The sequence below is a fragment of the Variovorax sp. YR566 genome, assembly GCF_051992195.1.
Taxonomy (GTDB): domain Bacteria; phylum Pseudomonadota; class Gammaproteobacteria; order Burkholderiales; family Burkholderiaceae_C; genus Variovorax.
Genome location: NZ_CP197092.1, coordinates 5,275,708 through 5,297,432 on the forward strand (window position 1 = coordinate 5,275,708; position 21,725 = coordinate 5,297,432).

The following is a 21,725-nucleotide window of genomic DNA, read 5'->3' on the forward strand; positions in this document are numbered from 1 at the left end:
GTCAGGTCCGCGAGTTGCTCGGCGCCTTGCGAGTGTCCCCAGTCGCGAAAACGCTTGTCGTGCTGATGGGCGCGATCGTCGTGGTCGTCGCGCTCACGGCGTATGGGCAGATCGAGCTCAATAGCTGGAACAAGCCGTTCTACGATGCGATCTCGCGTCGCGACCTGAGCGAATTCGTCGTGCAGGTAGGCGTCTTCGCCATCATTGCGGGCGTGCTGCTGGTCTTGAACGTCGCACAGAGGTGGCTGGGCGAAACCTTGCAGCTGAAGCTGCGCGAGGCCGTGGTCAATGACCTCGTGGGGCTGTGGCTGCAGCCGCGCCGGGCGTTCTGGCTCCAGGCCAGCGGCCCGATGGGAGCTCACCCGGATCAGCGCATGCACGACGACACGCTGAAGCTGTGCGATCTGTCGGTCACCCTCGGCGTGGGTCTGTTGCAGGCAGCGATGCTGTTCGGCAGCTTTGCGAGCGTGCTGTGGGTCATCTCCAAGGACTTCAGCCTCTTCTTCAACGGCGAGGACCACGTGTTGCCGGGCTTCATGTTGTGGGCGGCAATTGCCTATGCGATCGCCGGCTCGCTGCTCACCTACTGGGTCGGCAACGGCCTGATCTCGCGCAACGCCGAGCGCTACGCGCGTGAAGGCGAATTGCGCTTCTCGCTGACGCGCATCAACGAGCATCTGGACGGCATCTCCCTGGCTGGTGGCGAGGCCGACGAGAAGCGTCGCGTTGCCATGCATTTCGGCGACGTCTTGCGCGCCACGTCGCGCGTGGTGCTCGGGCTGACCAACCTGACCTGGGTCACCGCGGGCTTCGGCTGGGTCACCATCATCGCGCCGACGCTGGTGGCCGCCCCCCTCTACTTCTCGGGGAAGGTTTCGTTCGGCGGCCTGATGATGGCTGCCGCGGCCTTCACCCAGGCACAGTCGTCGCTGCGCTGGTTCGTCGACAACTTCAGCATCATTGCCGACTGGCGCGCCACGCTGCTGCGTGTCACCGACCTGCGCCGGATGCTGGCCTCCGATCTGGAGGCACAGGCAGGCGGCAGCCGCATCGCCTACGAAGAGAGCGAAGCCGGGACGCTCGCGATCGAAGCGCTCGAGGTTCGCTCCTGGAGCGGCCACGATCAGCTGGACGACCCCAGTCTCGTCGTGCACCACGGCCAGTGCGTCCTGATCCTCGGCACACCGGGCACGGAAAAGACCCTGCTGTTCCGGGCGCTCGCGGGCCTCTGGCCCTGGGGCTGCGGCACCGTGCGCCGGCCCGTCGGCGAGACGATCCACTACATGCCGCGCGGCACGCCCTACATTCCCCGCGGCACGCTGGCCGAAGTGCTGTCGTATGCGATGGAGCCATCGAGCTACCCGAGAGAAGCCATGGTGGCCGCGCTGGCGAGTGTGGGCCTCCAGCGTTTGGAGCAATTGCTGAACAAGACGGGTCGCTGGGAGAGCGAGCTCAGCATGGACGAGCAGTTGCGGCTGGGCTTCGCCCGCGTGGTGCTGCAGGCGCCGCCCTGGCTGGTGATGGACGAAGCCTTCGGCGCGTTCGACGACGACACGCTCGAACTCATCATCGACGCGCTGGGCAAGCTCACGCACACGGGCATTGTTCATATAGGCTCGGCCGGAGGAGCGCACGATCGGCTGTTCACGCGGGTGGTGCATCTGGTCAAGGCGCCGAACGCCGCACCCGAGGAGCAGCGACCATGAGACACCCCGGGTCAACCGTCAGTCGTGCGCGTCGCGCCCTCATGCGGCTGATTCTTGCGCTGCCCGCGTGGCCGACCTGGGCCTGGGCGGCCGATTTCGGCTTCCGGCCACCGCGCGATCCTGACGATGCCACCGCGGCGGACCTGATGCGGGACCTGGCCGAGCGCATCTTGCCGGTGTACCAGGAGGCGGACACCGATGTCTTCCTGGCCAACCTGACCGCCCTGCAGATCGTCAGCGGCGCCTACCGTGCAGCCTACGACAGCAGCGGCTCCCTGCGCAGCCGCCGCCAGGGCAAGCCGTTCGACGACCTGGTCCAGCGGGCGATCCTCGACGGCATCTATGCGCGCGCGCGCATGCTCGAAGCGGACGGGCGTCTCGGCTTCGCCGAAGCCTACGCGCGCTCGTTCCAGGAACTGGTGTCGCCGCTCGACAACGCGCAAGCCCAGGCCATCATGGCGCGGCTCGAAATCCCGCCGGCGGTGTACAGAGAGCCGCTGCGCCAGGCTTTCGATCTCTGGCGCGCGAAGGGCAGCCTCCCGCAGGCCGATGCGCTGGCGCTCGTGCGAACCTGGCTTTCGTACCAGTCGCGTCGCAGCTTCAATGCGCTGCTGCCCGAATTGTTCGCGGCGGAAAACCGCAACCGCTACGTGGCGGAGGCTGACGTCAGGATTCCCGTGCGCGGGGGTGTCATCCATGCGCGCCTGGTTCGGCCCGGCCGCGCAAACGACGCACTGGCAACCCTGCCGACGCTGCTGCGCTTCACGCTCGATCCCGCCGAGGACGATGCACAGCACAGTGCCGCCAAAGGCTACGTCGGCGTCACGGCGTACGTGCGCGGACGCACGCCCGACGGCAAGGGCGCCGTGTGGCCGTTCGTTCGCGACGGCGAAGACGCCGCCGCCGTCATCGACTGGATTGCCCGGCAGGCGTGGAGCGACGGCCGCGTCGCCATGCTCGGCGACGGCTACTCCGGCTACGCCGCCTGGGCCGCCGCCCGCAGGAGACCGGCTGCCCTCAAGGCCATTGCCACGATCGCGCCGATGGCGCCGGGCATCGACTTCCCGATGGCCGGACAGATCTTCCGCAACGCCATGGTCCGCTGGGCGCAGGAGCACGCGACTGCCGAGCCCCTGCGGGCAGGCGTCGACGCCGACGCGGACCCGGACACGATGTGGCAGGCACTCGACGCACGCTGGCACCGTGGCAATCGCCCCTACTGGGACATAGACCGCGTGCTGCTGGGCAAGCGCAGCAGGCTGGTCCGAACCTGGCTGACGCACCCGAGCCACGATCGCTACTGGCAGAAGTTCTTGCCGTCGGCAGAGCAGTTTGCGCGAATCGACATTCCGGTGCTCAGCTTTGCCGGCTACTACGGTGCCGACGCCGGCGCGCTCTACTACCACCACGAGCATCTTCGCAACCGGCCGCAGGCCGACACGACGCTGCTGCTCGGCCCCTACGACGCGACCTCGATCCGGCGCGGCACGGCGCCGACGCTGCGCGGCTACACGCTCGACCCCGTCGCACGCATCGACCTGCCTGATCTGCGCTACCAATGGCTCGACCACATCCTGAAAGGCGCGAACAAGCCTTCCCTGCTGATGGATCGCGTCAACTACCAGGTGATGGGTGCGGACCAGTGGCGCCATGCGCCGACGCTGGACGCACCGCAGCGCACCCGGCTGCGCCTTCACCTCGACACCCGCGAGCGCGACGACCCGCACCGCCTGTTGCCGTCGCCATCCGAAGGCGGTGGCAACGTGCGGCTCTCGGTCGATCTCGCCGATCGACGCGACGTGCGCACTCCGTGGCCGGATGCGCTGCGCGTGAAGCAACTGCCGGCGCGCAACAGCATCAGCTTTGTCAGTGATCCGCTCCCGGAGGGCACCGAGATCGTCGGCAGCCTGCGCGGCGTGTTCGACATCACGCCCTCGCGGCAGGACGTGGACTTCAACATCTCGCTGTACGAGCAGACGGCAAGCGGCGAATACCAGCTGCTGTTCGATCCCTACGACTTTCGCGCCAGCTACGCAGGCCATCGCATGCGTCGCCGGCTTCTGCGGGCCGGCGAGCGTCAGCTGCTTGCGTTCACCGTCGAACGCGTGACGGCCTGCAAGCTCGCGGCGGGCAGCCGCATCGTGCTGCTGATCGGCCTCAACAGGCGTCCCGACCGGCAGATCAACTACGGCAGCGGCAAGGACGTGAATTCGGAAACCATTGCCGACGCGAAATGGCCCATTCGAGTGCGCTGGCATGCGCGCAGCTACGTCGAGATCCAGACCGGCAAGTCTTGATCGCTCATCGTGTCGCCAGACCTTTGTCGTTCACGGCGCCGATGACGACGCCTTCGCAAGGCGCCAGCACCAGGGACCCCTTGATGAACTCGGCGCGCGCAGGATCGGTCGATGCCAGCACGACCGGCTGGCGCGGCATCAACGCCGACGACATCGGCGCCGGGGTGGTGCCGAAGTTCAAGAGCACTACCAGCCGCTGCCCTTCGCCGTTGCGCGCATAGGCGAGCACCTCGCCCCCGGCTTCAAGCGCTTCGTAGTTGCCCCGGTTCAGCGCGGGCTGCGCGCGGCGCAACGCGATGAGGCGCCGGTAGAGCGCCAGCATCGACCCAGCGTCGTGCGATTGCGCCTCCACATTGTTCGTGGGCCAGTCGGCTGCCAGGCGCAGCCACGGCGTGCCGGTCGTGAAGCCCGCATGCTCTGCGGCGCTCCACTGCATGGGTGTTCGCTCCGGGTCGCGCCCCAGGCCCATGCCGGGCTTGTTCTTCTCGAACGGGTCCTGCACTTCATCGGCGGGAATGGGGACGTCCGTCATGCCGATCTCGTCGCCGTAGTAGAGCGTCGGCGTGCCGCGCAGCGTGAGCAGCAGCATGGCCGCGAGCCGCGCCATCTGTGGCCCGACGCGGCTCGCAATGCGAGGTCTGTCGTGGTTGCCCAGCACCCAGTTCGGCTGGGCGCCGGCGGGCAAGGCAGCTTCGTAGTCGCGCACGAAGCGGTCGATGCGCGCCGCCTGCCACTCGGTCGCGATCAGCTGGAAGTTGAAGGGCAGCTGCACGCCTTCGAGCACACCTTCGGCGTTGAGTCCGTAGTAGGCGACCAGGCGCGGGAGCGGCAGGTAGAGCTCGCCGATCAGCACGCGCGACGAGCGTGTGTCGCTGAACGAGTCGACCACGCGGCGCATCTCGGCCACGATCGGCTGTACCTCCGGCAGGTCGGTGTTGTAGAGCATCAACCAGCGAAAAAATGGGTCCTGGCCCGGGGCGAAGTCCGGATTCGGCGGGTTGTCGCGGAACTGCGCGTCCTTGATGATTTGAGAGAGCACGTCGACACGGAATCCGTCGACGCCACGCCGAAGCCAGAAGCGCAGCACCTCGTACATCGCGGCTCGCACTTCGGGGTTGCGCCAGTTGAGGTCGGGCTGCTCCTTCAGGAACGAATGGCAGTAGTACTGGCCGGTGGCCGCATCGAAGGCCCAGGCCGGGCCGCCGAAATTGCTGATCCAGTTGTTGGGCGGCCCGCCGCCCGGCGCCGGGTCGCGCCAGATGTACCAGTCGCGTCGCGGATCGCTGCGTGCGCTGCGGCTCTGCACGAACCACGGATGACGGTCCGACGTGTGGTTGGGCACGAAGTCCAGGATGAGCTTGAGCTCTCTCGCGTGGGCCTCCTGCACCAGCGCATCGAAGCCGTCCAGCGTGCCGAAGCGCGGATCGACGTCGCAAAAATCGGAGATGTCGTACCCGAAGTCGGCCATCGGCGAGGGATAGATCGGCGAGATCCAGATGGCATCGACGCCGAGCGAGACCAGATGATCCAGCCGGGCGCGGATTCCGCCCAGGTCCCCGATGCCATCGCCGTTGCTGTCCTGGAACGAACGCGGGTAGACCTGATAGACGATTCCGCACTTCCACCAGTCGTCGGCTGACATCTTGATCCCCTCATGCTCGGTTTCGGGTGGGTCCATTTTCCCCAGAAAGAAAACAGCTGACCTAGCCGTTCAGTACGAGAGACCCCTGCGGATACTGCGCGCACATGAAATCGACGAACGCCCGAACCTTCGGTGCGGGGAGTCGTCTCGACGTATGCAGGACCCAGAGCGCGACCTCCACGCCTGAAACCATGCCCCACTGAACCAGTTCTCCGCGCGTCAACTGGTTCCATGCGATCGACTGCGGCATCAGGGCGACGCCAGCGCCGGCGATCGCAGCGTCGCGAATCATCAGGAACGAGGAAAGTCTGAGCCTCGGAATCGGCTCCAGGACAAGGCGTCCGTCGTCGAGCGTCCAGTTCGTCGGTTGAAAGCTTGTCGAGACGATGCCTGGGACCGGGCTGACCTTGCCTGGCGCAGGCACGGGCACGGAGGGCGCGGCCACGACCACCAGCCGGTCTTTGGCAAAACACCGGCCGACGAGGCTGCTGTCCGGGCTTGGATTGATCCGGATCGCGGCGTCGAACTGCTCCTCGACGAGGTCGACCAGGCGATCGTCCGCCACCACCTCGCAGCTGACCTCGGGGTAGGCCGTGCAGAACTCGGCGGAGATGCGGCCCATCGCCAGCTGCGAGAACAGCACCGGCGAAGCGATGCGCAGGCGTCCGCGGGGCACCGACAAGCCCTCGCGCGCGGAAGTCATGGCGTCGGCCACCTCGTGCATCGGCCCTTCGGTGCGGTCCATCAGCATCTGCCCGGCTTCTGTGAGTTTGAGCCCGCGGGCGCTGCGCTCGATGAGCCGCACGCCGAGTTGCTCTTCCAGATCGGCGATGCGCCGGGACAAGGTCGCCTTCGATCTACCGCTCGCGCGGCTTGCTTTTCCGAGGCCACCGTTCATTGCGACAAGCGCGAAGTCGCTCAGTGCATTCAGATCCATGGTGTTCCGTAATTGAAACGAGGTGTCTTCATTTTTGGATCTTCGTTTTAACAATGCAACGGCCTATCTTCTCCTTACCGCAACTTCAACAGGAGAAAACTGAAATGACCACCACCATCACTCAACGCGCTGTGCTTATCCGGACCTACGGCGGTGCTGCCGCCGCCGAAGTAGCCGAGACCGCGAGGCCCACGGCCGGACAGGGCCAGGTCCTGGTGCGCGTCCGGGCGGCCGGCGTGAACGGCATCGACTGGAAGATTCGTGAAGGCTTCGTCCGGGACGCGTTCCCGCTTCAACTGCCCGCCGTGCTGGGTATCGAGCTTGCGGGTGTCGTCGAAGCGCTTGGCTCCGGCGCCTCGCGTTTTCGCGTGGGCGATCGCGTCATGGGCCCGCTGGGCGGCCTGGGTGCCTATGCCGAGTTCGTGGCAGTCGACGAGGCGAAGCTCGTGCGCACGCCGCAAGGCCTGGACGACGTTCATGCGGCCGCCGTCCCCGTCGCGGCCGTGGCCGCCTGGCAAAGCCTGCACCACGCAGGTCCGATCGCCGCAGGCCAGCGAATCCTCATTCATGGTGCAGCAGGAGGACTGGGCGGCTATGCCGTGCAGTACGCCAAGCAGGCAGGCGCCGAAGTCTTCGCGACGGCGTCTACCGCCCACGTCGAGTACGTGCGCAGCCTGGGCGCGGACCACGTCATCGACTACCGCACCGAACGCTTCGAGTCGGTCGCGCGCGACATCGACCTTGTGCTCGACTACGTTGGCGGCGAAGTGCTCGATCGCTCGTGGCAGGTGCTGACGAAGGACGGCGCGATCGTCGGCACGTCCTCGCCCGACATCCTGGCACGCACGCCTCCCGGCCGCCGCGGACTGTGGTTCATGAGCAAGCCGGACGCGGCGCTCCTGGAACGGCTGGCGGCAGAGATCGCCGGAGGCACGCTGATTTCGAAGCTCGACGAAGTCGTGAGCTTCGGCGACATCCCCATGGCCATCGAACGCAATCGCACCGACCCGCGCATCGGCAAGGTCGTTGCGGACTTCTCGCGCTGATCGATCTTTTCATCCCCCACCAACCTCCCAGGAGATTTCCATGAGCATTCTCGTCACCGGTGCCACCGGCACCATCGGTTCCCTCGTCGTCCAAGGCTTGGCCAGTGCCGGCGCCGAAGTCAGCGCCTTCGTTCGCACACCCGGAAAGCAGAGCTTTCCGGCCGGCGTCAAGGAGGTCGTCGGCGACCTGACCGACGTGCCCTCATTGCGCGCGGCGCTGTCTTCGGTGCGCACGCTGTTCCTGCTGAACGCCGTCACGCCCGACGAAGTGACCCAGGCCCTCGTCGCGCTGAACCTGGCGCGCGAAGCTGGCATCGAGCGCATCGTCTACCTCTCGGTCATCCATGCAGACAAGTTCACCGATGTGCCGCACTTCACCGGCAAGCACACGGTCGAGCGAATGATCGAGAGCCTCGACATTCCGGCAACCATCCTTCGGCCGGCCTACTTCATGCAAAACGAGCGCATGGTCCAGCAGGTGATCCAGGGCTACGGCGTCTACCCGATGCCGATCGGCTCCACAGGCGTCGCGATGATCGATGCGCGAGACATCGCGGACGCCGCCGTCGCCGAACTGCTGCGCCGCGATCGCGCACCCGCGCCGTCACCGCGCGTGACGCTGGAGCTGGTCGGGCCCGAGCTGTTGACCGGAGAGTCGGTGGCCAAAATCTGGAGTGCTGCGCTCGGTCGTGAAGTGACTTACGGCGGAGACGACGTGGCGGCCTTCGAAGTGCAGATGGCCACATCGGGGCCGTCCTGGCTTGCCTACGACATGCGCCTGATGATGGCCGGGATCCAGAAGTTCGGCATGCATGGCGCGGACGGCGCCGCGGATCGCCTGCAGGCCATCCTCGGGCGTCCTCTGCGCAAGTACACCGACTTCGTCAAGGAGGCCGTAGCCGCGTCGTAGGCTGCGTGCTTCGCGTATGTCAGCTGGGACTGCATCACACGCTGCGCTCTGGGGACCTGATGTCCGTTCCGTGCGCGGCGGTTGCTGGCATTCGGCGGCAAAGCGCGGGTGAGTACTATCGGCCAGAAGCGGCCAGTCGCCCCGTTGGGAAAACTTAGCCCACAACCAGTCATTCGGGAGAAATATGCACTTCGAAACCAGCGATGAGTTGCTGAACTTTGTAGAGGACTGGGTAGGCTTCAGCGGTCCAGGATATGACTACGACGCTAAAGGGCTACTCCTCCTGCTGAGAGCAAGTCTTAGAAACATGCAGAAGCATTTCATTGAAGGCGACTTCGAGGACCTGAAGGACTTTTTCAGCGATGAAGAGCGGGGGATTCTGAGCAAGCTCTTGCACTCGTGCGAGTGAATCAAAAATGACGCCAGCCGGTCAGAACCAGTCGTTCAGAGTTTCGGTTGAGCAGCTGTCGCTCTACTAGCTCCGAGCCACTGGCGAGACAATCTTTGCATGACATACGACAAGAATCTTTCACCGGTGGGCTGGTATGCGGTTTCGTACCTGCTGCGCTTCGTGGAGTTGAATGACGACAGAAAGGACGATGATGAAGCTCGATTCATGTCGTGGGAGAACACAATTCTTGTGCGTGCGCGAACCCTTGACGATGCCTATAAAAAGGGCATGACGGTTGCTCGCGCGAATGCGAAGCCATACAAGGGTGGTCCGGAAGGCGTACCTGTTCAATGGAAGTTGGTGGGTATCACCGATGTCCTCCCAATCTACGAGAAGCTGGGAGACGGGGCGGAAATCTTATGGACCGAGCGCGCCCCTCGAAAGCTCAAGAATCTCAAGCAAATGGTTAGGCCGAAGGGCTCTTTCCGGCAGTAGCCGCAAGCCCTGCTGCAGGGGCGGCGAAGCTGAACTGGAGGTCCGCTTGCGGGATAAACCTATGCCGCCTTCGGGCCCCAAGCGGATGTAGCGAGTGCAACGTGGGCCATCGCCAAGCGGCCAGTCACCGTAGTAGGCGTTTCGCGAAGATCGCCCGGTGTTTCGCGGTTCAATTAAGCGCTGACCGCATGGACGCCAGTCACGGTATCCGAGTCACAGGGACGGTGAGATAGCCTGCAGCACATCGTTGAACACGCCGTACTGCAACTTGAATGCCTGCGGGCTGTAGTCCTGGTAGTAGCCTGCCGTCACGGCAACGACGAGATCGAGCTCGGGCACGATTCGGATCGATTGCCCGCCTCGACCGAGCGCACCGATCCAGCGGACTATTCGTCGGTGCGCTCTGGCATGGCCGCTCCACCAAAGGTAGCCGTAGTCCTGGTCGTCCGTTGCCTTGATGAGCGACGCGGTGGAAGCTTCGATCCAGCCCTTCGACACGATCTGGCGTCCATCCCAGCGACCGCCCGCCAGCACGAGCTGTCCGATCTTCGCCATGTCCCGTGGACGCATGCGAAGGCCTCCGCCGGCGTCGCTGTCTCTGCCCATTCGGCTCCATTCTTCGCCGGAGATGCCCAGGGGCTCAAGCAGGCTCGTTCGCGCGAACTCGTCGAGCGGTCTGCCGGTGGCCCGATGCAGGATCGCTGATATAAGCGCCAGCGCGCCGGTACTGTAGAAGAACTGCTGCCCAGCCGCCGCCACAGTTCGGCGCGTGAGCACGTAGCGGCACGGGTCGCCCGAAAAATACATGCGCGTTTCGTCGTTCGCGAGATCGCCGGTCGCGGGCGTTGACTCGATCCATTCGAGACCGAGCGTCATGCCGAGCGCGTGCCGCAGCAAGAGGCGATCCGATTCTGGCGTTCGCAGGTCTGCGAGTTCGGGGAAGAAGCCAAGGATCGGCTCGTCGACGCCATGGATCAGCCCCCGGTCGATCGCGATGCCGACGGCGAGCGACGCGACGCTCTTCGTCGCTGACTTCATTGCATGGCGCATGCCGGCGTTGAAGACGACGTTCTCCACACGGCTGCCGAAAAAGCTGGTCGGCACCTGATCGCTGCCTTGGAGGTAGCGCTCGAAAACGAGCTTGCCGCGATGCAAGACAAGAACGGAGTGAATGTTCGAGCCCGAAGCCGCAAGCCGATCGGCCATCTTGCTGAGTGCGGTGGTGTCAACGAGCTTGTCTTCGTCGCCCGCGGCGATGTTCCAGTCATCTTCTCGCGAAGTTTTTGCGGCGAAGCCTCCGATCGAATGGGTGCACGCTGACACGCCGAGTGAGGCGAGCGCAGTGCCAACAAGAACGAACTCACGGCGTTTCATGGCACGTCGACGGTGGAAGGTGCATTGATGTTAAGCAGCGAAGGCTGCGCGCGTCAATCGCTTGCTCCTCCGAGTTAACGATCCCACACCTTTTTAATGAGGATAGAGCATCGCCGAAGCAGCCATTCGCGATTGGCCGCTTGTGGCCGCACGGGAAGTCTGCGCAAAGGGTCCAGCGACGTTCTCGAAAGCGGACGCTTAGGATTCCGCCGGGTACGCCGGGTACGCCTGGTTGACGGGAGCCGACCCTTGAGCCTTACATTCCAGTAGGTCTCGCTGGCAATCCTGCTGCTGCGTTTCGCCGGGAGAGCATGGCGGGCGCATCTCGCATCGAAGGTCGAGCTCGCTCCTGGCTCAACCTATGCCAAAGACATGCAAGGTTTGATCGTTTGACAGTCGCTTGCCGAGCCTCATCTGCCATGAAATATTCACGCCACCTTCTTGTTCTTTTCGCCGCGGTCGCATGCACCCACATTGGCGCTCAAACAACGGGCGCCGCATCGCATGGATTCATTTCTGAATCCAATGCCGCCGTGTTCAAAGCTTGCGCCGTCGCCCCGACAGCGAATGGAGCGTGCCCGCTCGATGCGGTCTTTGGGCTCTTCAAGCTCGCGCCCAACAACGACGTGCTGGACTTCAAGGTTTCGAACACCGTGCCACGGGCGATCAACCAAAACTACGGTTGGATCCTGAAACTCAACCGGAAATCTGGCAAGGTCCGCGTTCTCGAACGCGTGACATTGCCGGAAACCCCGAAGACGTGGGGCAGCGGTGGCCAGCCTTACGGTACGTCGGCGGATCGCAAGACTATTTCGCTGGACGTGACCCTGACCATCTACGACGGCACCATTTCGAAGTCTTGGGACGTGGCCGATGGCGATCCTGCCGGCCACTACCTGATCAGCGCCTACGTCGAAGACTCCGCTCCGGTGCAGTTCGAGTTTGACGTTATCGATCCAAAATGACCAACTGCCGTAGCCCTGTGGGTTGAACTCATTGCGGCTGCCTCAGCTTCGAACGTCGGCCGCGAGGGAGCGCTTCTGGCCGAATTCAGCCGCACAGCAGTGGCGCCGAGAGGCCCAAGACGGTCAACAAGCCAGTCCATTTCCGTTCGCTACCCGGCGCGGCACGGCAGGCGGGATTCAGTTGATGATCTCTCCCATGCCAACGCGTACGCGCTCCCTGAGCTGCCGGATGTACTCCGGATCGAAGGGCTCCCAGGTCTCCAGTTCGCCAACGATCCGAAGCGGCTCCCGGCTGCGGTACGAGCGTGTGGGATTGCCCGGAAACTTCTTGTCGGTGACGTTGGGATCGTCCTCGTAGGCGCCCGTGGGCTCGACGATGTAGACGCGGCCACGGCCGTCGCCCCTCGCCATTTCGGCAGCCAGCCCGGCGCCCTTGGGCCAGGCGGTGAAGTAGATGTGGTTCATGACGACGCGGCCGTCGTAGTTTGACCGAAAGCCGGCCGTGAGCAGATCGCCCACCTGAAGGTCCGCCCGCGTACCGTGGAAGTAGGGGCCGGCGTCCAAGATAGCCATGCAGCTCGCTCCTCTGCAGAAAGGAAAAGCCGCGGAGTCTACTCGTGTCGATCGTCACGGAAGCTGTCTCGCGTGAAGTCCGATCCAGGCCTGGGTATGCCCCTACACCCCACGGCCTCATCCCCGATGCTGGAACAATGCCTCCACCATGGACGGCCTCGATCTCATCAAAACATTCCGTGAAGTCGCGTTCCGGCGCAGCTTCTCCCGCGCGGCGATTTCGCTGGGCATGTCGAAAGCCACGGTCAGCCGCTATGTGGCAGAGCTCGAAACCCGCAGCGGCGTGCGCCTGCTGAACCGCTCCACCCGCTCCCTGAGCCTGACCGATGCCGGCCAGGTGCTGCTCGACCGCAGCACGCAACTGGTGACGATGGCCGAGAACACGCTGAACGACCTGCAGGCCCATGGTTCGCACCCGCGCGGGCGGTTGCGCATGAGCGCGCCGCACGGGCTGATCGCCGGCTGGCTCTCTGACGTGATCGCCGGGTTCATCAAGCTCTATCCCGATGTGTACGTGAGCCTGGTGTTCACCAACGACAACCTCGACCTGATCGAGGAAGGCATCGACATCCACCTGACGGGCGGGCGCATCGACGACATGAACCTGATCGTGCGCCGGCTGGTGCAGTTCGACATGGTGGTCTGCGCCACGCCGGCCTACTGGGCCCAGCGCGGCATGCCGCAGACGCCCGAAGACCTGGGCCGGCACGATGTGCTGAGCTTCTCGGCGAAGCCGACCACCCACCTGCCCTTCGAGACCGGCGGCAAGCCGTACGACGTGCCGGTGCACAGCCGCATGGAAGCCAACGACGCCGTGGCGCTGATCGAGCTGGCTCTGCGTGGTGTGGGCGTGGCCTATGTGCCCGAGCCGCTGGCGCAGTCGCACCTGGAGCGCGGGGCACTGGTGCCGGTGCTGCGCGAGCACATGCCGCGCGAGCACTGGCTGTATGCCGCGTATTCGCAGCGCCGCCACAACAGCGCCGCGATGCGCGCGATGCTCGACTTCCTGGAGCAATCGATGGGCGCGCTGGCCGAAGGCCCGGCGCTGCCGCCACAGCAGCCCGTGCACATGGCGCCGATTACATGCGCCCTTTCCAGGGCACCAGACGTCGCTCGAGCCACCGCATCAGCAGGTCGAACAGATAAGCAACCACCCCGATGACGATGATGCCCATGATGACGATGTCGGTGCGCAGGAAGTTCGACGCATTCAGCACCATCTGACCCAGCCCCATGTTCGCCGCCACCATCTCGGCGGCCACCAGCGTGGTCCAGCCGAAGCCGATGGCGATGCGCATGCCCACAAGGATGTCGGGCAATGCCGACGGCAATATCACGTGGCGGATCACCTGCATGTAGCTCGCGCCCATCGAGTACGCGGCGTTGATCTGCTCTTGTGATGCACTGCGCATGCCAGAGCGCGCGGCCAGCGCCAGCGGCGCGAAGCAACTCAAAAAGATCAGCAGCACCTTCGGCAGCTCGTCAATGCCAAACCAGATGATGATGAGTGGCAGGTATGCCAGCGGCGGCAGCGGCCGGTAGAACTCCAGCGGCGGATCGAAGATGCCGCGCCAGAAGCGGCTCATGCCCATCGCAATGCCCACTGGAATGGCGGTGACGCAGGCCAGGAAGAAGGCCGAGAACACGCGGAACATGCTGGCAAGAAAGTGCTGCCACAGCGGCTTGTCGTTGGCCTGGCCGGTGAGGTATTCGTAGAACTGCTGGAACACCGCCTGCGGCGTGGGCAGGAACAGCGGCTTGACCCAGCCCATGTTGGTAACGATGAACCACAGCGCCACCAACGCCACAACGGTGACGATGCTGATGGCCACGCTCGAGCCTTCGCCCGGCACCTTGAAGGCGCTGGTCTTGAGCTTGGCGCCTGCTGCGGGTGCAGGCAGTACTGGCGGGGTGGCAGGCTTGGAAGGCGGTGGCGTCATGGCGACGGGGGATGCGATCGACACCTCAGACATGGGCAACCTCGCGATGATGAATGATCGACAGCACTTCTTCACGCATGCGGATGAATCCGGGCTCCGACTTCACCTTGCGCGAGTCGCCGTGCGACAGGTACTGGCGAGAGAAAGGCACGTCGTCGTAGACGTGCGATATGCGCCCGGGGCTCGGGCTCATCACGATCAGCCGGGTGGCGAGGAACAGCGCCTCTTCCACCGAGTGGGTGATGAAGAACACCATCTTGTTCGACTTGGACCAGGCTTGCAGAAGAATCTCTTGCACCTGTTCGCGTGTGAAAGCATCGAGCGCGCCCATGGGTTCGTCCATGAGCAGCACGGCCGGGTCGCTGGCGAGTGCGCGCGCAATGCCAACGCGCTGCTGCATGCCGCCCGACAACTCATACACCGCGCGGTCGGCGTATTTCTGCAGGCCGACGAGGCCGAGCTTTTCTCCGGCGATGCGATCGCGCTCGGCCTTGCCCACGCCGGCCAGTCGCAGGCCCAGCGCCACGTTGTCGCGCACGTTGAGCCAAGGCATCAATGCGTGCTTCTGGAACACCACGCCGCGGTCGGCGCCGGGGCCGACCACCGGTTTGCCATCCAGCAATATCTCGCCGGTCGATGGCGGCAGGAAGCCGGCGATGCTGTTGAGCAGCGTGGTCTTGCCGCAGCCCGAGGCGCCTAGCGCTACGACGAAGTCGCCGTCGTGCATCGTGAGGTTGACGGGGGCCAGCGCCTGCAGCGTGCCGCCCTTTACCGCGTAGTTGACCGTCAGGTCTCGGATGTCTAGCGTGGGCATTTCAGATCTCCGATTTCCGTTCGTTGCTACTTGCCCATTGCCTTCTCGACATAAGTAGTGGTCACGAACGCGCCGTAGTCAGGCTTCACCTCCTGCACCCGCCCCTGCTCCTTCAAGAAGGCCGCCGTATTAGCCATCGCCTTGGCAGCACCACCGCCCAGCCACGTCGGCGAAACCTGCTCGGCCATCGTCGGGAAGGTGTACAGCGCCATCGCTGCACCAACGTCCTTCGGATCGGCCTTGGTCCACTTGGCCATGGCCTTGGTCTGCGGCGAGTCGGGCGTCCAGCTCTTGCCCGTTGCCTTGTATTCCTCGTTCGCGCGGTTGAGTGCCTTCACGAAGGCAATCATGAAAGGCTCATTCGCGGCCGCCCACTTGGCGTTGACCACGATGCCCTCGAAGGTGGGCGCGCCGCGCTTGCCGATGCTGCCCGAGGTGGCGATGGTCTTGCCGCTGGCCTTGATCTTCGAGAGCACCGGGTCCCAGATGAAAGTGGCGTCGATGTCGCCGCGCTCCCATGCGGCCGCGATCTCCGGCGGGCGCATGTTCATCACATTCACGCTCTTGGGGTCGACGCCGTCCATCTTCATGCCGGCCATGAGCTGGTAGTGCGCGGTCGACACGAAGGGCGTGGCCACTTTCTTGCCGGCCAGGTCCTTCATGCTGTTGATGCCCGATGCATTGCGCGCGATGAGCGCTTCCGCATTCGCGATGTCGGCGGAGATCCAGAACAGCTTGATGTCCTGCCCCTGGCTGGCCGCGGCCGTCAGCGGGCTGGAGCCGGTTTCACCCATCTGCACGTCGCCTGAAGCCATCGCGCGGATCACGTCGCCGCCGCCCGCGAACATGCGCCAGTTGATCTTGTAGCCCGTGGCCTTCTCGACCTCGCCGGACTCCATGACGAGACGCAGTGGAACCAGCATGTCCTGGTGGGCGAAGGTGAGTTCCTTGGCCTGCTGTGCGGAAGCGGTGCCGCACAAGGCTGCCAGCGTGGTGGCCAGCACGGCGAGTTGCAGGGGGAGACGGCGGGACATGGTCATCGGGTTTCTCCAGTAGGTGAATCTCGCAGCGACTTTGCACGCATCGCCTCCAGCCAGGAAGTACCAGCACCGGGGCGAGCATGGAGCCAGCCGATGGGTGAATACCCTTGTTCTGGTGCACATGGCACTCAGACGGGGCGTTGCCTCCCCCGGACTCTCCAGCCGGTCAGTGGGTCCGGCCGCCCGCCGGCCGCTTCTCACCGCGCGCCAAAGCCAGTTCTTCCACCGCTATTCCCAGGGCCCGGATCCCCGCCGGAATCTGCGAGGCCGCAATGGAAGACAGGCGCAGCCGGAAGAAGGGGCACGGATAGGGCGGCTTCGCAAAGAACACATCGCCCGCCTCGATCAGCACCCCATGGTTGCGCGCCATCAGCGACAGCTCGGTGGCATCCACCCACGTCGGCGCCTGCACCCAGATCGAAGCCCCGCCAGAAGGCAGCCGGAACTCGAAATCGGGCAGATGGTCTCGCAGCGCCTGGGCAGCCAGCGCAAGCCGCTCCTGCATCGCGTGGTTCACCCGCCGCGCATGCGACTCGTGGTGCCCCAGCGAGAGAAACAGCGCATACGCATGCTGCAGGAAGGCACTCGGGTGCCGCACCATCGCATGCCGGATCACGCGCAGCTCCTTGATGAGCGCACGCGGCGCCACGATAAAGCCCAGCCGCAAGGCAGGCGACAGGCTCTTCGACACCGACCCCACGTAGATCACCCGCCCCGTCTTGTCCAGGCTCTTGAGCGCTGGCATGGGCGTGCCTTCGTACAGGTTCTCGGCCTCGTAGTCGTCCTCGATGATCACGAAGTCCTGCAACTCGGCCTTGCGCAGCAGCCACTGGCGCCGTTCGAGGCTCAGCGTTGCGGTCGTGGGGCTCTGGTGCGAGGGCGTAACGAACAGGTAGTCCGCCGCCGGTAGCGCATCGACCACCAGCCCGTCTTCATCGACATCCACCTCCACCCACTTGGGCTGCCGCAGCGAGAAGCTGTTGCGTGCATGCGGATGCCCCGGCTCCTCCAGCCCCACGCGCGTCTGCTCGTCGAACAGCGCCTCGGCCAGCAGGTAGTAGGCATGCTGCGCGCCCATGGTCACGAGGATTTCTTCCTTGAGCGCGAACACGCCGCGCTTGGGCAAGAGGCGCGTGCGGATCTGCTCGATCAGGTCGGGCACGTCGTCGGTTTCGAAGTCGGGCGTCCAGTGCGGCAGCTGCGAGCGCGCCAGGCTGCGCGCGCAGCACTCGCGGAAGTCTTCAGTGGGAAAGAGCTGCGGGTCGTAGTTGCCGTAGACAAAAGGGTACGGATAGTCGCGCCACCGGTCGGGTTTCGACAGCGTTGGCTTGTCGACCAGCGAGCGCAGCACGCGACCCGACCAGTCGGGCGGCTGGCTCGCCTGCCCGCTGCGCCCGACCAGCGGCTCCGCATGAACGGCTGAAAGCGGACGGGCATCGTGCGCCACGAACACCCCGCTGCGCGGACGCGCCTCCAGAAAGCCCTCGTCAATGAGCTGCAGGTACGCCGAGGTAACGGTATTGCGGCTCAGCCCCAACAGCGCCGCAAGCTCGCGCGACGAAGGCAGCGGCGCACCGGGCGCCAGGTGCTCTTCAAGAATGGCCTGCACCACGGCGGCGCGCAAACGGGCCTGCAGCGGCAGCGCCGGTTGATCGGGCAGCGCGAAGAGCTGCGCCCACTGGGTGGCTCGCGGATTCGGGGGCATGGTGCGCCGCAGTTTAGGGCAGCGCACGCAGTTCGTGGTGCTCTGGCTCGGTCGAATCCTCCCAACTGGCCCTATCGCGCCGGCAGGCGGCTGCCTACTCTTGCCGCATCAATTTCCGGAGTTCCCGCGTGACCGCAATGCCTTCCACTTCAGTGACCACCGACACCCTTGCCGCCTTCAGCGACGCCTGGAACCGCCACGACATCGACGCCCTCATGAGCTTCATGACGGCCGACTGCATCTTCCAGACCGCCGCCGGCCCCGACGCCTGCGGCACCCGCCACGTTGGCACCGAGGCGGTGCGCAAGGCCTTTGCCGCAGCATGGCAAGCCGTGCCCGACGCGCAATGGATCAACGGCCAGCACTTCGTGCACGGAGACTTCGGCACCTCGCAGTGGACCTTCACCGGCACCGCCGCCGACGGCAGTCGCATCGAGACCGACGGCATCGACGTCTTCACCTTCAAGGGCGGAAAGATCCACCTGAAGAACGTGTTCCGCAAGGCACGCCCGAACCTGCCCGCCGCGAAGTAGGCAAGCACGCCTCGGCCCACTTCTTTCCGGCCCTCTTCTTCCCCTTCTCCTGGAGCCCTTCATGACCATGACAGGCACCGTGCAGTTCGCCTCCGCCACGGCCACCGCCAGCGCGGCCATCGACGCCGCAGCGTTCGAGCAGCAGCCGCCGCAGGCCCCTTTCCGCCCCTACGACCCGCAGTACGACCCGCTGCGCGCGCCCGACCCCGGCGCTGGCCGCGCCTACGCACCCACCTGGTGGGTGGCCAGCGCCGGCGAGCCGCCGGAAGACGACGGCCCGCTGCTGCGCGACATCGATGTAGACGTGGCCATCATCGGCTCGGGCGCCACCGGCATGTCGACCGCGCTCTACCTCGCGCAGGAACACGGCATCCGCGCCACCGTGCTCGAAGCCAACCAGGCCGCATGGGGTTGCTCCAGCCGCAGCGGCGGCCAGGGCCAGAACGCGAGCGGCCGGCTCAAGCGTTCGCAGTGGATCGAACGCTGGGGCCTCGACACCGCCAAGCGGCTCGACGCCGAGATCCGCAGCGGCTTCGAGAACTTTCGCCACCTCACCACGCAGATCGACTGCGACGCCTACGACGGCGGCCACCTCTACCTCGCACACCGCCCTGAAAAGCTCGCCGGCCTCGATGCCGAGGCACGGCTCATGCGCGAGAAGTTCGGCTACGCCACCCGCATGATGAGCGCCGAGGAAGTGCGCCACGACTACTGCGACGAGCGCGAGACCGTCGGCGCGATGTACGAGGCCGAGGGCGTGGGCATCCACCCGCTGAAGTTCACCTTCGGCCTGATGCGGCGCGCCCGCGCGCTGGGCGTGACGGTGCACACATCCAGCCCCGTGCAAGGCTGGCAGACCATCGACGGCGTGCACCACCTGCAGACGCCGGCCGGCGTGGTGCGCGCGCGCCGCGTGGCGGTGTGCACCGGTGGCTACACGGGGCAGGCGCTCAATCCGCTGCTGAAGAACCGGATCATGCCGATCCTGTCGAACTCGGTGGTCACGCGCCCGCTCACCGATGCCGAGTTGCAAGCCACCAACTTCAAGTCGCAGACTTTCCTGACCGACACGCGCACGCTGCGCTTCTACTACCGGCTGCTCAAGGGCAACCGGCTGCAGATCGGCAGCCGCAGCGCCGTGAGCGGCGCCGACGCCGAAGGCCCGGTGCACCTGAAGCTGCTCACCGACGCCATCGCGCGCAAGTTCCCGCCGCTGGCGGGCATCCGCATCGACTACTCGTGGTGGGGCTGGGTCGACATGAGCCACGACATGATGCCGCGCATCACGCAGCCCGATGCCGGCAAGAAGATCTGGTACGCGGTGGGCTACGGCGGCAACGGCGTGTCGTTCTCGACCTGGGCGGGCAAGCGGCTGGCCGAGCGCGTGGCGGGCAAGGACTCGGGCAAGGACGTGTTCGAGCTGCCCATCTACCGCTCGCCGCTGCCCTTTCCCAACGTGCTGGGGGTGGTCGAGTCGCGCGCGTTCGCGCCGTTCCGGCGCATCGGCCAGCGCATGCTCTACAAGTGGTACTGGCTGCGCGACGAGAAGTAGGCGCACCGCCTGCGCGCATTCACCGAAGTGGCGCACGCCCTGCTGCACAACGGGGCAAACCCGCCCCTTCTGGCCCTGTGAGTCGTGCCGCGTTGGCTCTTCGCCGGTGTGTACCAAGCGCCTATCTTCGACACAAGGTCTTCGCGTTGGCGTTGGCCGAATCCGATTGCCTGTGTCGAACTCTCCGAGGTCTTGTCATGCAGCTCCCGCTTTCTCTTTTCACGCGCCGCACCACACTGCTTTCCGCCGCGCTCCTGGCCGCGAGCACCCTGCTTCCGCTGCCCGCCTCCGCGGCCGACGAGCCCAAGCGCGGCGGCACGCTGGTCATCGGCAGCACGCAGACGCCCCGGCACCTGAACGGCGCGGTGCAGTCGGGCATTGCCACCGCCCTGCCCTCGACGCAGATCTTTGCGAGCCCGCTGCGCTTCGACGACAAGTGGAATCCGCAGCCCTACCTGGCCGAGTCGTGGAAGCTGGCCGACGACGGCAAGTCGCTCACGCTCAAGCTGCGCAAAGATGCCGTGTTCCATGACGGCAAGCCCGTCACCTCGGCCGACGTGGCCTTCTCCATCATGGCCATCAAGGCCAACCATCCGTTCACCACCATGCTCGGCCCGGTCGAGAAGGTGGAAACGCCCGATGCGTACACGGCCATCATCCGCATGAGCGTGCCGCACCCGGCCATCGTGCTGGCAATGTCGCCGGCGCTGTGCCCCATTCTTCCCAAGCACATCTACGGCGACGGGCAAGACCTGAAGAACCATCCGCGCAACACCACCGACGTGATCGGCTCGGGCCCCTTCCGCGTGACCGAGTTCAAGCCAGCGCAGCGCATCGTGCTGGAGCGCTTCGACAAGTTCTTCCTGCCCGGCAAGCCTTACCTCGACAAGATCATCGTCAACGTCACGCCCGACATGGCGAGCCTGGTGCTCGGGCTGGAGCGCGGCGACATCCAGATGCTGCCCTTCGCCACGCTGCCCACCGACCTGAAGCGCTTCGCGAACGACCCCAGGGTGTCGCTCACGCCCAAGGGCTACGACGGCATCGGCCCGCTCAACTGGCTGGCCTTCAACACTGCGAAGAAGCCGCTGTCGGACGTGCAGGTGCGCAAGGCCATCGCCACGTCCATCGACAAGAACTTCATCACCAAGGCGCTGATGGGCGGCTTTGCCACCGTGTCCGACGGCCCGCTGGTGGCCAGCAGCCCCTTTGCCGTGCCCGACCTCGTGCGCTACCCGCTCGACCTGAAGAAGGCCGGCGAAATGCTCGACGCCGCGGGCTACAAGGCAGGCGCAGGCGGCGAGCGCTTCAAGCTCACCATCGACTACCTGCCCGGCGGCGACGACCAGCAGAAGAACGTGGCCGAGTACATCCGAGGCCAGCTCAAGAAAGTGGGCATCACGGTGGAGGTGCGCGCCTCGGCCGACTTCCCGGCCTGGGCCAAGCGCCTGGCCTCGCACGACTTCGACATGTCGATGGACGCCGTGTTCAACTGGGGCGACCCGATCATCGGCGTGCACCGCACCTACCTGTCGACCAACATCAAGCCCATTGTGTGGACCAACACGCAGTCGTACGCCAACCCGAAGGTCGACGAACTGCTCAACACCGCAGGCGGCCTGATCGACCCGACGCAGCGCAAGGCCTACTACGCAACCTTCCAGAAGATCGTGACCGACGAGCTGCCCATCGAGTTCATCAACCAGGTGCCGTACCACACCATCACCAGCAAGAAGGTGGGCAACGTGCCGACCACCATCTGGGGGCCGCTGTCGCCGCTCGACGAGGTGTACATCAAGTAAGGC

At 65.3% G+C, this 21,725-nt stretch carries 19 protein-coding genes; 11 read left to right on the forward strand and 8 right to left on the reverse strand.

What is annotated here, in order from left to right:
• Positions 1-32: 32 nt before the first annotated feature.
• Together ACTG4X_RS24740 and ACTG4X_RS24745 are read left to right on the forward strand one after the other, a co-directional pair.
• A complete protein-coding gene (locus ACTG4X_RS24740) occupies positions 33-1,706 on the forward strand; it encodes an ABC transporter ATP-binding protein/permease (RefSeq protein WP_440532150.1) in 1,674 nt (557 codons plus the stop codon).
• Positions 1,703-4,003 carry a CocE/NonD family hydrolase gene (locus tag ACTG4X_RS24745; RefSeq protein ID WP_440532151.1) on the forward strand — a complete coding sequence of 767 codons (2,301 nt, stop codon included), beginning with the start codon at positions 1,703-1,705 and terminating at the stop codon, positions 4,001-4,003. Before ACTG4X_RS24740 ends, ACTG4X_RS24745 begins: the two co-directional genes overlap by 4 nt.
• A 4-nt stretch (positions 4,004-4,007) precedes the next feature.
• Here the strand turns inward: ACTG4X_RS24745 and ACTG4X_RS24750 are convergent, their stop codons facing one another.
• Together ACTG4X_RS24750 and ACTG4X_RS24755 are read right to left on the reverse strand one after the other, a co-directional pair.
• Positions 4,008-5,645 carry an alpha-amylase family glycosyl hydrolase gene (locus ACTG4X_RS24750; RefSeq protein ID WP_440532152.1) on the reverse strand — a complete coding sequence of 546 codons (1,638 nt, stop codon included), beginning with the start codon at positions 5,643-5,645 and terminating at the stop codon, positions 4,008-4,010.
• Between the two features lie 61 nt (positions 5,646-5,706).
• Entirely contained in the window at positions 5,707-6,582 is an 876-nt protein-coding gene (locus ACTG4X_RS24755) for a LysR family transcriptional regulator (RefSeq protein ID WP_097198568.1), read from the reverse strand.
• A 104-nt stretch (positions 6,583-6,686) separates the two neighbouring features.
• Here ACTG4X_RS24755 and ACTG4X_RS24760 point away from each other — a divergent pair, with 104 nt between their 5' ends.
• From ACTG4X_RS24760 to ACTG4X_RS24775, 4 genes are all read left to right on the forward strand, one after another.
• Positions 6,687-7,628 (forward strand): NADP-dependent oxidoreductase, encoded by a 942-nt coding sequence (locus tag ACTG4X_RS24760; RefSeq protein WP_440532153.1) that lies wholly within the window; start codon positions 6,687-6,689, stop codon positions 7,626-7,628.
• Between the two features lie 40 nt (positions 7,629-7,668).
• Entirely contained in the window at positions 7,669-8,538 is an 870-nt protein-coding gene (locus ACTG4X_RS24765; RefSeq protein ID WP_440532154.1) for an NmrA/HSCARG family protein, read from the forward strand.
• 184 nt (positions 8,539-8,722) lie between these two features.
• On the forward strand, positions 8,723-8,947 hold the full coding sequence (locus ACTG4X_RS24770; RefSeq protein WP_093080730.1) for a hypothetical protein: 225 nt from the start codon (positions 8,723-8,725) through the stop codon (positions 8,945-8,947).
• Between the two features lie 99 nt (positions 8,948-9,046).
• Entirely contained in the window at positions 9,047-9,424 is a 378-nt protein-coding gene (locus ACTG4X_RS24775; protein ID WP_093080732.1) for a DUF4288 domain-containing protein, read from the forward strand.
• A gap of 213 nt (positions 9,425-9,637) precedes the next feature.
• Here ACTG4X_RS24775 and ACTG4X_RS24780 read toward each other — a convergent pair whose 3' ends face one another.
• Positions 9,638-10,798 carry a serine hydrolase domain-containing protein gene (locus ACTG4X_RS24780; RefSeq protein ID WP_440532155.1) on the reverse strand — a complete coding sequence of 387 codons (1,161 nt, stop codon included), beginning with the start codon at positions 10,796-10,798 and terminating at the stop codon, positions 9,638-9,640.
• 419 nt (positions 10,799-11,217) lie between these two features.
• Here ACTG4X_RS24780 and ACTG4X_RS24785 point away from each other — a divergent pair, with 419 nt between their 5' ends.
• On the forward strand, positions 11,218-11,763 hold the full coding sequence (locus tag ACTG4X_RS24785) for a hypothetical protein (RefSeq protein WP_143042649.1): 546 nt from the start codon (positions 11,218-11,220) through the stop codon (positions 11,761-11,763).
• Between the two features lie 177 nt (positions 11,764-11,940).
• Here ACTG4X_RS24785 and arr read toward each other — a convergent pair whose 3' ends face one another.
• Positions 11,941-12,336 (reverse strand): NAD(+)--rifampin ADP-ribosyltransferase, encoded by a 396-nt coding sequence (arr, locus tag ACTG4X_RS24790; protein WP_093058453.1) that lies wholly within the window; start codon positions 12,334-12,336, stop codon positions 11,941-11,943.
• Between the two features lie 148 nt (positions 12,337-12,484).
• Here arr and ACTG4X_RS24795 point away from each other — a divergent pair, with 148 nt between their 5' ends.
• Positions 12,485-13,498 carry a LysR family transcriptional regulator gene (locus ACTG4X_RS24795; RefSeq protein ID WP_440532156.1) on the forward strand — a complete coding sequence of 338 codons (1,014 nt, stop codon included), beginning with the start codon at positions 12,485-12,487 and terminating at the stop codon, positions 13,496-13,498.
• Here ACTG4X_RS24795 and ACTG4X_RS24800 read toward each other — a convergent pair.
• The 4 genes from ACTG4X_RS24800 to pdxR all read right to left on the reverse strand — a co-directional run bounded on the left by ACTG4X_RS24800 (position 13,416) and on the right by pdxR (position 17,835).
• Positions 13,416-14,309 (reverse strand): ABC transporter permease subunit, encoded by an 894-nt coding sequence (locus ACTG4X_RS24800; protein ID WP_093179650.1) that lies wholly within the window; start codon positions 14,307-14,309, stop codon positions 13,416-13,418. The two genes, ACTG4X_RS24795 and ACTG4X_RS24800, sit on opposite strands and share 83 nt — an antisense overlap.
• A complete protein-coding gene (locus ACTG4X_RS24805) occupies positions 14,302-15,090 on the reverse strand; it encodes a taurine ABC transporter ATP-binding protein (protein ID WP_440532157.1) in 789 nt (262 codons plus the stop codon). The genes ACTG4X_RS24800 and ACTG4X_RS24805 overlap by 8 nt, the downstream gene beginning before the upstream one ends.
• A gap of 26 nt (positions 15,091-15,116) precedes the next feature.
• Complete coding sequence (tauA, locus tag ACTG4X_RS24810) at positions 15,117-16,130, reverse strand: taurine ABC transporter substrate-binding protein (RefSeq protein WP_093058457.1); 1,014 nt, start codon at positions 16,128-16,130, stop codon at positions 15,117-15,119.
• A 166-nt stretch (positions 16,131-16,296) separates the two neighbouring features.
• Positions 16,297-17,835, reverse strand: a complete 1,539-nt coding sequence (gene pdxR / locus ACTG4X_RS24815; protein ID WP_093080746.1) for a MocR-like pyridoxine biosynthesis transcription factor PdxR — start codon at positions 17,833-17,835, stop codon at positions 16,297-16,299.
• A 137-nt stretch (positions 17,836-17,972) separates the two neighbouring features.
• On the opposite strand from pdxR, the gene ACTG4X_RS24820 reads away from it, so the two are divergent.
• From ACTG4X_RS24820 to ACTG4X_RS24830, 3 genes are all read left to right on the forward strand, one after another.
• Entirely contained in the window at positions 17,973-18,368 is a 396-nt protein-coding gene (locus tag ACTG4X_RS24820) for a nuclear transport factor 2 family protein (RefSeq protein ID WP_093058459.1), read from the forward strand.
• 61 nt (positions 18,369-18,429) lie between these two features.
• The gene (locus ACTG4X_RS24825; RefSeq protein WP_097198561.1) at positions 18,430-19,920 is read left to right on the forward strand and encodes an NAD(P)/FAD-dependent oxidoreductase; all 1,491 of its coding nucleotides are present in this window, start codon (positions 18,430-18,432) and stop codon (positions 19,918-19,920) included.
• Between the two features lie 197 nt (positions 19,921-20,117).
• Entirely contained in the window at positions 20,118-21,722 is a 1,605-nt protein-coding gene (locus ACTG4X_RS24830) for an ABC transporter substrate-binding protein (protein ID WP_093179643.1), read from the forward strand.
• The last annotated feature ends 3 nt before the right edge of the window (positions 21,723-21,725 follow it).

Bases quoted from the DNA above. Each gene is read 5' to 3' on its own strand.
- ACTG4X_RS24745 (WP_440532151.1), top strand. From the start codon at position 1,703: ATGAGACACCCCGGGTCAACCGTCAGTCGTGCGCGTCGCGCCCTCATG.
- ACTG4X_RS24750 (WP_440532152.1), bottom strand. From the start codon at position 5,645: ATGTCAGCCGACGACTGGTGGAAGTGCGGAATCGTCTATCAGGTCTAC.
- ACTG4X_RS24755 (WP_097198568.1), bottom strand. From the start codon at position 6,582: ATGGATCTGAATGCACTGAGCGACTTCGCGCTTGTCGCAATGAACGGT.
- ACTG4X_RS24760 (WP_440532153.1), top strand. From the start codon at position 6,687: ATGACCACCACCATCACTCAACGCGCTGTGCTTATCCGGACCTACGGC.
- ACTG4X_RS24765 (WP_440532154.1), top strand. From the start codon at position 7,669: ATGAGCATTCTCGTCACCGGTGCCACCGGCACCATCGGTTCCCTCGTC.
- ACTG4X_RS24770 (WP_093080730.1), top strand. From the start codon at position 8,723: ATGCACTTCGAAACCAGCGATGAGTTGCTGAACTTTGTAGAGGACTGG.
- ACTG4X_RS24775 (WP_093080732.1), top strand. From the start codon at position 9,047: ATGACATACGACAAGAATCTTTCACCGGTGGGCTGGTATGCGGTTTCG.
- ACTG4X_RS24780 (WP_440532155.1), bottom strand. From the start codon at position 10,798: ATGAAACGCCGTGAGTTCGTTCTTGTTGGCACTGCGCTCGCCTCACTC.
- ACTG4X_RS24785 (WP_143042649.1), top strand. From the start codon at position 11,218: ATGAAATATTCACGCCACCTTCTTGTTCTTTTCGCCGCGGTCGCATGC.
- arr (WP_093058453.1), bottom strand. From the start codon at position 12,336: ATGGCTATCTTGGACGCCGGCCCCTACTTCCACGGTACGCGGGCGGAC.
- ACTG4X_RS24795 (WP_440532156.1), top strand. From the start codon at position 12,485: ATGGACGGCCTCGATCTCATCAAAACATTCCGTGAAGTCGCGTTCCGG.
- ACTG4X_RS24800 (WP_093179650.1), bottom strand. From the start codon at position 14,309: ATGTCTGAGGTGTCGATCGCATCCCCCGTCGCCATGACGCCACCGCCT.
- ACTG4X_RS24805 (WP_440532157.1), bottom strand. From the start codon at position 15,090: ATGCCCACGCTAGACATCCGAGACCTGACGGTCAACTACGCGGTAAAG.
- tauA (WP_093058457.1), bottom strand. From the start codon at position 16,130: ATGACCATGTCCCGCCGTCTCCCCCTGCAACTCGCCGTGCTGGCCACC.
- pdxR (WP_093080746.1), bottom strand. From the start codon at position 17,835: ATGCCCCCGAATCCGCGAGCCACCCAGTGGGCGCAGCTCTTCGCGCTG.
- ACTG4X_RS24820 (WP_093058459.1), top strand. From the start codon at position 17,973: ATGCCTTCCACTTCAGTGACCACCGACACCCTTGCCGCCTTCAGCGAC.
- ACTG4X_RS24825 (WP_097198561.1), top strand. From the start codon at position 18,430: ATGACCATGACAGGCACCGTGCAGTTCGCCTCCGCCACGGCCACCGCC.
- ACTG4X_RS24830 (WP_093179643.1), top strand. From the start codon at position 20,118: ATGCAGCTCCCGCTTTCTCTTTTCACGCGCCGCACCACACTGCTTTCC.